10 protein-coding genes are annotated in these 12,700 nt (G+C 42.2%); 5 read left to right on the top strand and 5 right to left on the bottom strand.

What is annotated here, in order from left to right:
* Window positions 1–152: 152 nt before the first annotated feature.
* The 3 genes from V7K76_RS09585 to thrB all read right to left on the bottom strand — a co-directional run bounded on the left by V7K76_RS09585 (window position 153) and on the right by thrB (window position 3,834).
* Entirely contained in the window at window positions 153–1,766 is a 1,614-nt protein-coding gene (locus tag V7K76_RS09585; RefSeq protein WP_334776425.1) for an NAD(P)H-quinone oxidoreductase subunit 4, read from the bottom strand.
* A gap of 602 nt (window positions 1,767–2,368) precedes the next feature.
* Entirely contained in the window at window positions 2,369–2,878 is a 510-nt protein-coding gene (locus V7K76_RS09580) for a hypothetical protein (protein ID WP_334776424.1), read from the bottom strand.
* A gap of 41 nt (window positions 2,879–2,919) precedes the next feature.
* A complete protein-coding gene (gene thrB / locus V7K76_RS09575) occupies window positions 2,920–3,834 on the bottom strand; it encodes a homoserine kinase (protein ID WP_334776423.1) in 915 nt (304 codons plus the stop codon).
* A gap of 615 nt (window positions 3,835–4,449) precedes the next feature.
* Between thrB and V7K76_RS09570 the strand changes: the two genes are divergently transcribed.
* A complete protein-coding gene (locus tag V7K76_RS09570; protein ID WP_334776422.1) occupies window positions 4,450–5,742 on the top strand; it encodes a hypothetical protein in 1,293 nt (430 codons plus the stop codon).
* A gap of 284 nt (window positions 5,743–6,026) precedes the next feature.
* Complete coding sequence (gene glpK / locus V7K76_RS09565; RefSeq protein WP_334776681.1) at window positions 6,027–7,541, top strand: glycerol kinase GlpK; 1,515 nt, start codon at window positions 6,027–6,029, stop codon at window positions 7,539–7,541.
* A gap of 549 nt (window positions 7,542–8,090) precedes the next feature.
* On the opposite strand, the gene V7K76_RS09560 is transcribed toward glpK, so the two are convergent.
* Window positions 8,091–9,062, bottom strand: coding sequence for a LysR substrate-binding domain-containing protein (locus V7K76_RS09560; RefSeq protein ID WP_334776421.1), 972 nt, complete (start codon window positions 9,060–9,062; stop codon window positions 8,091–8,093).
* 261 nt (window positions 9,063–9,323) lie between these two features.
* Between V7K76_RS09560 and V7K76_RS09555 the strand changes: the two genes are divergently transcribed.
* From V7K76_RS09555 to V7K76_RS09545, 3 genes are all read left to right on the top strand, one after another.
* Window positions 9,324–10,031 (top strand): cadmium resistance transporter, encoded by a 708-nt coding sequence (locus tag V7K76_RS09555; protein ID WP_334776420.1) that lies wholly within the window; start codon window positions 9,324–9,326, stop codon window positions 10,029–10,031.
* A gap of 48 nt (window positions 10,032–10,079) precedes the next feature.
* On the top strand, window positions 10,080–10,736 hold the full coding sequence (locus tag V7K76_RS09550; protein ID WP_334776419.1) for a hypothetical protein: 657 nt from the start codon (window positions 10,080–10,082) through the stop codon (window positions 10,734–10,736).
* Window positions 10,737–11,131: 395 nt separating this feature from the next.
* Entirely contained in the window at window positions 11,132–11,560 is a 429-nt protein-coding gene (locus V7K76_RS09545; protein ID WP_334776418.1) for a YidH family protein, read from the top strand.
* Window positions 11,561–11,825: 265 nt separating this feature from the next.
* Here the strand turns inward: V7K76_RS09545 and V7K76_RS09540 are convergent, their stop codons facing one another.
* The gene (locus tag V7K76_RS09540) at window positions 11,826–12,548 is read right to left on the bottom strand and encodes a class I SAM-dependent methyltransferase (RefSeq protein ID WP_334776417.1); all 723 of its coding nucleotides are present in this window, start codon (window positions 12,546–12,548) and stop codon (window positions 11,826–11,828) included.
* Between the last annotated feature and the right edge of the window lie 152 nt (window positions 12,549–12,700).

The following is a 12,700-nucleotide window of genomic DNA, read 5'->3' as shown; positions in this document are numbered from 1 at the left end:
AAACCTGCCTCCGCAGGTTAAAAATCCTTGATTGGGAGCTTCATCTATCTTCAGGATATATCTTGGCAAAATTTTAGGGGTGGTTTGATAACCACCCCTTTATTTCCCTGAATATTTAGAATTTACTTGCAGCCCCTTAATGGGAAGTTAATTTACTCAGAAATATTAATTGAACTTTCAACTTGAGAATTAGCCAATGTTGGTGCAGAAAAAATCCGCGAGTACAGACTTGATGGTTGCTGATGAGCAACAACTGGTAGAACTTGACGAGCATGGGTCGCTAATTCTACTGCTTTTACATCATAAGTCTGGGTTGCTAATTTGGGATAGAAACCAATTCCGATAATTGGTAGCAGCAAACAAGCGGTAATAAATATTTCGCGGGGTTTGACATCAGATATTACAGCATCCAAGTGCAACTCTTGATTTTGCTCACCGTAGAACACTTGACGCAGCATCGACAGTAAATAAATCGGTGTCAAAATCACGCCAACGGCTGACAATAGTACAACTACAATTTTGAAGCTGGAACTGTAAACATCACTGGTGGCGATACCGAGAAATACCATTAACTCACCCACAAAACCACTCATTCCAGGTAAGGCGAGAGAAGCCATTGAACCAATGGTAAACAGAGCAAAGGTTTTGGGCATTACCTTGGCCATACCGCCCATTTTATCCATCATCAAGGTGTGAGTGCGATCGTAAGTCACGCCAGACAGGAAGAACAAGCTAGCGGCAATCAAGCCGTGAGAAACCATCTGTAGCACTGCACCGCTAATACCTAACTCTGTGTAGGAAGCAATGCCAATCAGCACAAACCCCATGTGGGCTATTGAAGAGTAAGCCAAGCGGCGTTTGAGATTGGTTTGGGCAAAGGCACAGCAAGCACCGTAGACAATGTTTACCACACCCAAAATCGCTAACACTGGCGCAAAAGTCACATGGGCATTAGGCAACATTTCCACATTGAAGCGGATGAGGGCATAACCACCCATTTTTAACAACACACCAGCCAAAATCATCGAACCGGGTGCTGATGCTTCACCGTGGGCATCAGGTAGCCAAGTGTGTAAAGGGAAAATTGGTAACTTCACGCCAAAGGCAATCAAGAAACCTGCATAAACTAATAATTCCAAGGTTTTGGGATATTCTTTCATTCCCAGAGTTGCCATGTCGAAGGTGACGGTATCTCCAGAGAATGCCATTGCAAAACCGGCAATTAAGATAAATATTGATGCGGCGGCGGTGTAAAGAATGAACTTGGTAGCGGCATAACGGCGGTTTTGTCCTCCCCAGATGGAAATCAGCAGGTAAACCGGCACTAACTCGATTTCCCACATTAGGAAGAATAACAGCAAATCTTGGGCGACAAATACACCAAGCTGGGCGCTGTACATTGCCAACATCAAACCATAAAATAATCGCGGCTTGGTAGTAACTTTCCAAGCCGCGAAGATTGCGAGGGTATTTATTAAGCCTGTCAGAAGCAGTAAGGGCATCGATAAACCATCAACCCCCACAGCCCAATGCAAACCTAACTGCGGTATCCAAGGATAGTTTTCTACAAGTTGGAGTGTTGAACTCTGAAAGTCGTAGTTATGCCAAAAGGCATAAATCATCAGTGCAAAGTCGGCGATCGCTACTCCCAAACCATACCACCGAACAGTTCTACCTTCTTTGTCTGGGATTAGGGGGATGGCTAAGGCAGCCACCAAGGGTAAGAGGATTATGGCTGTTAGCCAGGGAAATTCAATAGCATTCATCACTTCTGACAATCAATTTGCTTTCTCGCTTTTAGTTACATTATATTAAGGAATTTTTACTTTTGTAACCTTTCTTGAACTCTGAAAGATTAAATTTTTGCTTCTCGACAAGAATATATACTCATCAAATGTCAGCTTTTCAGGATAAATAAGAATAAATACTTATCGGATTTTGACGTTTTCCATTTTAAATGTAAACTTTTGCAACGTCAACAAAAAACGGTGGCTTTAGCTGCCGTTACAATTTCGTCATATTTCATGGTTAAGCCCAATTGTCAAAGTGGACATAGCTCGTAGTTTCGGCTCAACCATTAATAATGAGATAAATTCCTGCCTCCTGCCTTCCAATACTGTTCGGTTAAGGCAAGAGACGCGATAAATCGGCGTCTCTACAATAAGGGACTTCCAAATAAAAAAATAATCAATCGCTTTGGGAAGACTTGAGAGAGATATTGCTACCTTGTCTACCTCGTCCCTCTGCTCCTATTGGATGCAAAAATTAGTAATTTAATTTTTGGATGTCCCTAAGGCGATTTATCTCGTCCTTGCGATCTATAATTTTCATCAAAAAACCTTAACCGAACCGTATTGCCCTGCCTCCTTCACACTATCCGGTTGACAATTGTCCAAACTTCCCCATCTGAGCGGACATAGGGAACGGAGATTGTTTTGAACCCAGTAATGAAGGGCTTGTAATAAATCTGCCAATACATTGGACTAAGCTGATTGGCACAAGCTTTAAGAAAACGGACTTCTGCGGCTAGTTCTCCAGCTAGCTGATTAATGCGTTCAGCATGAACTTGTGCTACTTCTTTCGCTTCCTCTAGCTGCTGCTGGAGGATGAGTTGCTTTGATTCACCTTGCGATCGCACTAACTTACCTTGTTTTTGTTTGATCTTGCCTTCCAAGGCGGCGATCGCTGCATCGATGCCTTGGAGTTCAACTGATAATTGGGCATTTTCTCTGGCTTGACGGCGGTACGCTTCCACCATTGCCTGGGGGGAATCATTCTCGCCAGAGATGACATTATTAATAGTGAGTGCGGCGCGTTCTTCTAAAAGAATCTGTATTTGGGAGTTAAGCGCCGCCATTTCAGCCTGAATTTGCTCCATAAATCGACTTTTAAGTGCTGAGTAAAATAGTCATCTGATTTTTAAAAGATTTTTGCGCCTTGGGTATCAAGAGAAAGCGATCGCACCTGGGCTGTAATTCCTTCTTCTTGCCAAGCAGCTAACATCGCCGCCTCCACTGCCTCTGAGTGTAACTTATCTGCCAAAGCTAACAGTGTTGGCCCCGCACCACTAATTACCATACCATAAGCACCTGCGCTAACAGCTGCGATGTTAAGAGCATCATAACCAGGAATCAAAGCTTTACGATATGGTTGATGCAATCTATCTTGTAAAGCTGTCTTTAACCATTGTCCGTTACCAGTTTCCAAGCCGCGCAACAATAACCCCAAATGCGCCGTATTGAAAATCGCATCAGCACGACTTACTTCTGTTGGGAGAACACCCCGCGCCTCGGAAGTGGAAAGTTCAAAATCAGGAATAGCCACAACTGCGACAACATCTTTATGCCAGGGAACATCACAAATTTCCCAAGCTGTGCCACTGGTAGCAGCGAGACGACATCCTCCCAACAAAGCTGGAACTACATTATCAGGATGTCCTTCCATTGCGATCGCTAATTCCATTACCTGTGACTGACTGATCGGCGTACCCTCAAGTTGATTAGCAGCAACCAACCCAGCAACAATTGCTGTGGCTGAACTACCCAAACCCCTTGCTAACGGAACACCTAACTTAATCTCTATTTTTACAATGGGTGGTGTTTGCTCTATATGTTGATAGAACTTGACAAATGCTTGGTAGAGGAGATTATTCTCATCAGTTTGGACTCGTTCAGCTTCCGTACCAGTAACATGAATAGTTAGCCCACCCTCTTCTTGACGAGTGAACTTGAATTGGTTGTATAGCTTTAAAGCTACACCGATGCAATCAAAACCAGGCCCCAAATTAGCAGTTGTGGCGGGAACAGTAACAGTGATACTAGAAACAACAGACATTGGTAAAACTCACTAATCATCAACCAGCATCCCATGTATTGGTAGCACTTTGAGGCTAGTACCGCAAGGCGGAATTCAAAATGACGCTCTCTACGAGACGCTGCGCGAACGAAGACTCGCTAACGCTGCGCTAACAAAATTCAAAATTCATACAGCGTAAGCGTTTCATTGATTTTGAATAGGTGGTTTATTTACTCTTGCCTTCTTGTACTAGTGGTCTGTCCTATTAATTCTGATAGGTAAATCAAATTTCAATTTCTCTTCTTTCCTTCTTACTTTGCGCTCTTTGCGTCCTTTGCGGTTCGTTCTCTTAACCCTCAAATTTAATGATACACACTACTAGTTTTTGGTTGTTATTAACGATACTTTGATCTCTTATTCCTTAATCCATCTTCCAAGCCTTGAGTTCAGTAGTTGTGGCTCAGTAAAAATTCTATCTCTAATTGCCACGAATGATTTAGGACTGTTATAGTACAGATACACTATAAAAAATTACAAATTCCAAAAAATATAATTTGCAAAATTTGTAATTTACAAGGTTTTAATAAAGGTCTTGAAAGTGATTCATAAAACCCATTAGCACACATATCAAATATTAGTAAACTCTGAAAATATATGAAATTTAAAACCTTCAAATATCCTTTTGCACTCATGTTAATCAGCTTCAGTTTTTTGCAGACAGCTGATGCTCAAACTTCTGTAGCTGAAATCTCCAAGCTATCTCAAGAAGTTTCTGTACTTCGGAAACAAGGCCCAACAGGATTACAAGTATTTCTCAAATCTCATGCCAATAACTTAAATAGCGATTCTTCAGGTACAGTTCTACCTTCCCCTGTACTCCGTGTAGCCTTAGATGAACTCTGCCAGCAACGAGACTGTTACGCCTCTCATCTGTACTGGTACACTGATATAGAAGAAGCTAAAGCTGCTGCTAAAATTAGTGGTAAACCGATTTTATCTCTACGGTTATTGGGCAGGCTAGATCAAGATTTGAGTTGTGCGAATAGTAGGTTCTTCAGAGTAGCACTGTATCCGAATGTTGAAATTTCTAAACTGCTTCAAGACCGCTTCATTTTGCACTGGCAATCAGTGCGTCCTGTACCCAAAGTAACTATTGATTTTGGCGACGGACGCAAGTTAGAGCGAACGATTACAGGCAATAGCATTCATTACATATTGGATGCATCAGGTCGTCCAATCGATGCAATTCCAGGGTTATATAGTCCCAAAGAATTTTTGCGCCAGCTACAGCAGGCTGAAGTAGCTGTGAAAAGTTACAGTAAACTTACACCAAGCGATCGCGAGTCTTTTTTAAAAAAATACCATAGCGATCGCCTGAATTCAATCCAAGCCCAATGGGTTGCAGATTTATCTCGCCTGGGTATCCAGTCTCCCCCTAAGTTGGTGGAAATTCCGAAAAATCCCAGTCAGCCACCAACAGCAGCAATAGCAAGCTCTCTAGCTGTTTCTAAAATGAGAGTTGAAACACCAATGCTGACTGCTTTACAGTCTGATGCAGAACGGAATCAAAATGCCTTAGCGGAAATAACCGATCAGAAAGTGTGGGACAAAATCGCTCAACTCTATGCCGCTGATGTCAAGCTAGATCAGAACAGCATTTCTCTAATCAGAGCTAAAAAGTCTCAGTCTGCCAACATTCAGGAAGATAACTTGCCGATAATAGTAAAAAAATTTGAAGCCACAATGGCTTTAGATACAGTCAGAAATGAATACATGCTGCACAGCCAAATTCATCAATGGTTTATACAGGGTAGGCAAACAAGGAGTGTGGAAGCGCTCAATGATAAAGTATACGCCCAACTATTTTTAACTCCTAGTTCTGACCCTTGGTTGGGGCTTTTCCCCAGCGACAGTTATAGCGCTATTGATAATGATGGCATTCGTTGAAGAAGGCAGGAGGCAGGAGGCAGGGGAGGCAGGGGGCAATAACTGCCTTACTCAATATAAATAGACATCTCCGAAAAAGAATGTAGAGACGTAGCAGTGCTACGTCTCTACAAGGGTTCTGGGTAACGCATCTTTAATTTCTGGATATGTCTAATGTATAGGAACGTAATTTAAGCGCAATGTTATACAAAAAATAAGGAATTCAAAATGTACCCAAAATAATGTATATCTGATTGAACGCATTGCCTACGACGGGCTACGCCTACGCAGCATTCAAAGCGGCTATGTACACATTTGGCAACACAACTCGATCATCGGGCTACATCTTAGCACTGGACTTAGGTACGACAGGCAACCGCGCCTTTGTGTTTAACGCAGACGGCAAGATTGTTGGGCAGGCATACAAAGAACTAACTCAGCATTATCCTCAGCCTGGATGGTTAGAACATGACCCTCAACAAATCTGGCAGGATACTTGTTGGGTAATGCAAACCGCAATTAAGAATGCTCAAATTGCTCCATCAGCGATCGCAGCTTTGGGACTAACTGTACAGCGCGAAACCTGTTTGATTTGGGACAAAACTACTGGTAAACCTCTCCATAGAGCGATCGTCTGGCAAGATCGCCGCACTGCTCCCCTTTGCCACCAGTTACAAGAGCAAGGCTACGCTGAAGAAATTTACGATCGCACTGGATTAATCATCGATGCTTATTTTTCTGCTACCAAACTGAGATGGCTCTTAGACAAATTTATTGATGTTGACCTGAAGAATGTCTTAGGCGGCACTATTGATACCTGGGTGTTGTGGAACCTCACAGGTGGGAAAGTCCATGCTACTGACCACAGCAACGCCAGCCGTACAATGCTAATGAATCTTAAAACCTGTGAATGGGATGAAGTTTTATTGGATCTATTTCAAATTCCAGTTCATATTTTGCCCCAGATTCAACCCAGTTTAGGAGTATTTGGAGTTACTGATAGTAACTTATTGGGCGTTGAAATTCCCATTGCTGCCATCTTGGGAGACCAGCAAGCTGCTCTATTTGGTCATGGCTGCGATCGCCCCGGTTTAATGAAATGTACTTATGGAACTGGTAGCTTTTTAGTCGCTCATACAGGCGATAAAATTGTGCAATCGCACCACCAACTTATTTCTACTATTGCCTGGACACAAAGAAACCCAAGGGAAAATTTAGATGTAGGCTATGCCCTAGAAGGCAGTATGTTTACCAGTGGAGCTTGTATTCAATGGCTGCGCGATCGCCTCAAGCTGATTAAAACTGCTGCTGAAACTGAAGCGATGGCGAATCAGGTAAAAGATAATGGGGGAGTATATTTTGTGCCTGCATTTAGTGGATTGGGTGCGCCCTACTGGGATATGAGCGCAAGGGGAGCCTTTTTTGGCATTACCGCCAGCGTACAACCAGAGCATCTAGTTCGCGCCGTGCTGGAAGCGATCGCCTATCAAGTTCTGGAGGTGGTGCAAGCGATAAATGCATCTAGCAGTACTCCCGTCGGGCGATTAACTGTAGATGGCGGTGCTTGCGAGAATAATTTTCTGATGCAGTTTCAGGCTGATGTGTTAGGTATTCCAGTCGAACGTCCGATCATGCGTGATACGACTGTTCAGGGTGCAGCATTTGCAGCAGGTTTAGCTGTAGGATTTTGGGAGAGTTATGAAGAACTGGTGAGACAACGGCAGATTGAGTGTGTGTTTGAGCCAAAAAGCGATTTTCCCTTATCCAACTTTGCTACTTGGCAGAAGGCAGTGAAACGTACTCTCGCTTGGGAGGATTAGCCTAGACTTAAGGGACTTCCAAATAAAAAAATATCCAATTAACTCTTGTGGGGTGGGTGACACGATAGCCCGTAGCCAAGGGCGGACAAGATGTCCACCCCACAAGATTGAATAATTTATTTGTTGGAAGTCCCTAATGTTGTTGGCACAGCCTCTCGTATAGCGGTAGCACTCACGCCGAAGTCCATCAGTCACACAGAATTCAATTCGGAATTCTGGCTTCTGATTTCTGAATTCTTTTTTGTTACAGCAGTTTTTATGTATTTTAACCACATCTGTCGTAAGGGCACAGCAATACTCATAGGTGTCAACTTAACGTGAAAGCAAGCCTAGAACCAGCTTTTAGATTGTCTCGTTCCCAGTCTCCGACTGGGAATGCTTGTCTTTGAGGCTCCGCCTCTCGAACTTGCGGCAGAGCCGCTTTTGAGTTGCATTTCCAGCCGGAGGCTGGAAACGAGATTTGAAAAAGGTTTCAGCTTAAGTTGACACCAATGAGCATTGCTGTGCCCCTACTGCGTGGTCTATTTACGTGAAAATAGCTGTAAAACTTTAAATAACTGATTTTGATAAATGCTGATATGAGCCATCTAACATAGACGATATCAACATTTGCTCAAAGACTTTAGAAAGAGCAGTTTGAAAACGCTGACGATGCTTGAGTTTGAAAAAAGGTCGGACTATTTCTGCAATTGCACCTTTACCTTCTCTATTATCAATAACTCGAATTGCCCGCAGAGTTCCCAACTGGATTTCTTTTTTTACCATCAACTCAGAAATTCCAGTTGCACCCACGCCATTTTCAACCGCGGCTTTTGCCATCTCGCCACTGGTAAATACTAAAATTACATTCAGTTCACTGAGGTTAATCCCCCAATTTTGCAAGGCTTCCTCAAATCTTTGCTGTGTTCCCGATTCCCGCACCCGCATTACCCAAGGAGTTTGAGTTAGTTGGCTTAAGTCAACTTCTCCCCACTCAAACCAAGGGTGTTTTTGACCAACCACAATTTGCAAGCGATCGCTCCCCACTATTTCGTATTCTAGAGTATTCTGAAGTGCTGGCTTCACATCTCCTTCCACCAAACCTAAATCAAACTGTCCCATCGCTGTACCGACACAAATCGTTTCGGCATTGGCAAGGGTGCAGTCAATCTGAATACCAGGATATTGGCTCTTAAAGTCACTAATCTTACTTGGTAGCCAGTAGTTGCCAATTGTCAGACTCGACCCTAATTTCAATTCACCCCGTTGCAGATTGTTCAATTCTCGCAATCCCCTTTCAGTCAAGGAAACTTGATCGAGAATTTTCTGTGCTTCTACTTGTAGTAATTTACCCGCCTCAGCAATCTCGATGTGACGACCAATCCGATGGAATAGTTTCACACCGTATTCTTGCTCTAAGTTGTGAATCGCTGCACTGACGGCAGGTTGTGTAATATAAAGCTCCTCAGCTGCACGAGTAAAGTGTAAGTGCTGCGCCACAGCCAGAAAGATTTTTAGCTGCTCAAGCGTCATTCCTGCCATTTATGGTATCCCTACAACTTGGTGTCAAAATTTTAATCACTTTCATTTATCATTTTGACAAATAAAAGCATTTGATTCTATCGGTTAATTTGACTAAAGTATAAATCAAGGCTTCGGCACGGACTCAAACGGCCAAGTAGAGAGCAGAGGAGCAAGAATTTTAGATTTTAGATTTTAGATTGAAATTTAATCCAAAATCCTCAATCCAAAATCCAAAATGAATTGCCCAATGCCCAAGCATCAAAATAAGGACTTCCAAAAATGAGCGATTTAGTAACTGCAATTACCACAGGGATTACCGCATTCACTGCCACCAACATCGATGATATTGTCATTCTGACGTTGCTTTTTTCACAAATAAGTAAAACGTTCCGTAGTCGTCATATCCTGGCTGGTCAGTATCTCGGTTTTGCAGTATTGATCGTTGCTAGCCTTCCCGGTTTCTTCGGTGGAATGATCGTACCGCAGGACTGGATTAGACTACTTGGCTTAATGCCCATAATCATTGGTGTAAGCAGTTTACTAAAACGCGAAGAGGATTCACAAGAGGAAGCCGAAGAAGCTGAACCGTCTTGTCCCTCTATAATTAGAAATTTTATTTCTCCACAAACTTGCAATGTCGCTGCGATCGCCTTTGCTAATGGCAGTGATAATATCAGCGTCTATGTGCCTTTGTTTGCCAACTCGGAATTAGATAGTCTGCTGGTAATACTAGGTGTATTTTTTACAATGGTAGGTGTATGGTGTTATACCGCTTACAAGTTAACCTACTTACCTGCGATCGCCAACTTTTTAACTGAAAATGGCAACACCTTTGTACCTTGTATCTTAATTGGTTTGGGCGTGTTTATTGTCACCGAAAATGTTACTTGGACTCTTTTATCTGTAGTTTCTAGTTATATATTCTCATTAATTTTAGGTTTCAATACTCAACAGTCAAGTGAAGATCAAGAAAAGTTAAGTGTCTAAATGAATCTCAAACTGCAAAATATCTTAGCCATCAACAGGAATGAAAACATGAAAATCTGGAAATCTCTGCTAATTCTCTTAATAATTATCGCCAATCTCGCCTTTGCTCAACCTTCTTTTGCTGATAGACCAAAATTTAGCAAAAACCCTGATTACATCGAAGTCACGAAAGCAATTAATGAATTGACTCAGGCAAAAGAAGCCCAAACTCAAGTAGAAGGTGTCACCCCAGAAGAAATTCAGCAGAAAATTGATGATTTAGCATTCCAAAAATATGCTTTAGAGACAGGAATCAACTGGGGTCAATGTGAAAACAAAACAGGTAATACTGTAGCAGTATATGGTAAAATCCCAAACGGCGAAGAGAATGAAGATGCCGTATACGACAACGGTTTATATTTTTTAGCTGATGGTCAGTCCACTAAAAATAACTGGGATTGTGATGGTTTCTATCTCCCAAATGATGTCACAATTTCAGGTTTAACCGCAGATGGACAAGCTCAAGAATTTACAGAGGCAGTAGCGATCAAAATACCTGATGGCAGTAAGTTAGCGATTAAGACTAATCCAAATAATGCTGCAATTGAAATCAACGTTCCTAATGCTCAAATTGTCAAAGCTAACGAAGTTAACTGGTTTATCCCGAATGTATCACAAGCTCTAATAGATACACGCGTTCCCAATGCGCCTACCATGAAGTCTTAAATCATTGAACACTAAACAGTTACTAGGCGTGTGATAAGGGATTTAGACTGATAACTGTTTATAGATTGTTCTCAATTTCAACAGGGTAACAGCCAATTTCAGAGAAAAAACAGGACATGCACTGGTGAAAAATCTCTCTGATCTTGGCTATTTTTTTATGACCTCTGATTGCTGACAGGTTGTCTGTACCATCAATTACAAATTCCGAATTATTCAGTCAGGCTTGTTTTCTTTCGATATCTGCATTAAAATAAATTTTGAAAAAAATGTACAATCACAACAGGCATATTTCAGTAGCGTAAATATTGCGCTCTGTGCGAGTTATTTGGAAAGAGATTTCCTACTACCTTCGCATTTTTTTGATAAGAGCCGCTTTGGGGATAAGGGTGTTATTGATGCAGTTAAAATTGAAACCTACAGAAGAAGATAAAGAGAAAAAAAAGCCAGGACGACTGAATCCATCTAGAGTCCGAGATCACTTGGCAAATGAGCGTACCTACCTCGCTTGGATGCGGACAGGGATCGCTCTTTTAGGTTTTGGTGTCGTTATCGTGCGTTTGCGTGCCTTCCAAGTACCTTTAGTACCCCGTCCTGGCAATGGCTGGAAGTTAGGTTTAGTCTTCTCGCTGGTGGGTTTAATCACAGTCTGGCTCTCAACGTCACACTATTTTGCTGTCCGTCGTGATATCGAAGAAGATACTTATGAACCAACAGACCGTTGGGTATTGCTGTTCAGTCTGGCTGTGATGATTCTCGGAACTGGGGTAATCTATTTTGTTTTTACAACTTCTTTAGATCCCATGAGTCCACTTATCCCTGAGTAATACAGCAGAATTCAGAATTCTGAATTCAGAATGGGCTACGCCCCGCTACGCTAACAGAATTCAAGAGTAAAACACGCTTTATACTTGGGTAATAGACTTAGCTTGTGTACCTCACCAATTTGAAATCTGCTGTAAGGGACTTCCAAATAAAAAAATATCCCAAAACTGACGCAAAAATCCTCTCTACTTCTCTTCCCTCTGTGTTCTCTGCGTCTCTGTGGTTCGTTTCCTTGAATAATTTATTTCTTGGAAGTCCCTAAGATTTTTAAAATCGGATTTTATACAACTCGAATAATTCCCCTGATTTCTGCGTCACTATTTTAGCACCAGTCGCTTTAATGGTTTTTTCCCACTTAGCCAAAGGCTCTAAAAACACTTCAGCACCCAAATAGGTTTCTAGAACTGCCCAATCTTCTGCTAAAGGCTGTTCTGGATTGAGAACGTCAAACACAAAATGTCCGCCTGGTTTTAATACCCGCTTGACTTCTGCTAGTACAGCATCCCAATATTCGAGTGGATAATAGCAGCTAAATCCTGTGGCGATCGCAATGTCAAATTCCTCTGGTGAGTAGTTTAACTGATGGGCTGCCCCCAACTCAACACCTTTGAACAGCTTAGAATTCAACTGTGGCCCACGGGAATTAAGGGTATCCCGCGCCACATTACTGATTTCTTGCCCATGAAAAAATGCTTGCCAATCCCGCCAAGGATAAATTAAAAAGCTGATCCCACAGCCAATATCTATACAGTGCTGGTTTTTTTGAGGTTTAGCAATTTCCCAGAAAGGTGAAGCAATTCTCCCTGAGAAACTCCCAGCAATCCACTCGCGAAATATCGGCATCGCTTGTACTTCTTCTGGGAGTTCAAAGGTTTCACGTTGATACTCGCGGTTAAAGCGATAGGCTATTTGGGCTAATCTTTCGTCCCAGTTGCTTGATTTGGGTGAACTAAAGAGATTTTGGAACTGAGAATCGGACTTTTTAGACATTTAGGTTTTTGCTACTCTTTCTAAGGATTGTAGTCAAATTCACAAGAGGCAGGGGGAAGATAGAGTTTCCCCCTGCGGTTCGGAGGTAAAAACCTTGTCCCTTGTGGATGGTTCTCTCTCCTGCTCCCTTGCTTTTTCACTCATAAGCTGTT

The organism is Nostoc sp., from assembly GCF_036917975.1.
Classification (GTDB): domain Bacteria; phylum Cyanobacteriota; class Cyanobacteriia; order Cyanobacteriales; family Nostocaceae; genus Nostoc.
Note: the sequence above shows the minus strand (reverse complement) of the source record. Positions and strands in the feature narration are given on the sequence as shown.

Excerpts from the sequence above, each read along its gene's own strand:
- V7K76_RS09585 (WP_334776425.1), bottom strand. The coding sequence starts at position 1,766 with ATGAATGCTATTGAATTTCCCTGGCTAACAGCCATAATCCTCTTACCC.
- V7K76_RS09580 (WP_334776424.1), bottom strand. The coding sequence starts at position 2,878 with ATGGAGCAAATTCAGGCTGAAATGGCGGCGCTTAACTCCCAAATACAG.
- thrB (WP_334776423.1), bottom strand. The coding sequence starts at position 3,834 with ATGTCTGTTGTTTCTAGTATCACTGTTACTGTTCCCGCCACAACTGCT.
- V7K76_RS09570 (WP_334776422.1), top strand. The coding sequence starts at position 4,450 with ATGAAATTTAAAACCTTCAAATATCCTTTTGCACTCATGTTAATCAGC.
- glpK (WP_334776681.1), top strand. The coding sequence starts at position 6,027 with ATGTACACATTTGGCAACACAACTCGATCATCGGGCTACATCTTAGCA.
- V7K76_RS09560 (WP_334776421.1), bottom strand. The coding sequence starts at position 9,062 with ATGGCAGGAATGACGCTTGAGCAGCTAAAAATCTTTCTGGCTGTGGCG.
- V7K76_RS09555 (WP_334776420.1), top strand. The coding sequence starts at position 9,324 with ATGAGCGATTTAGTAACTGCAATTACCACAGGGATTACCGCATTCACT.
- V7K76_RS09550 (WP_334776419.1), top strand. The coding sequence starts at position 10,080 with ATGAAAATCTGGAAATCTCTGCTAATTCTCTTAATAATTATCGCCAAT.
- V7K76_RS09545 (WP_334776418.1), top strand. The coding sequence starts at position 11,132 with ATGCAGTTAAAATTGAAACCTACAGAAGAAGATAAAGAGAAAAAAAAG.
- V7K76_RS09540 (WP_334776417.1), bottom strand. The coding sequence starts at position 12,548 with ATGTCTAAAAAGTCCGATTCTCAGTTCCAAAATCTCTTTAGTTCACCC.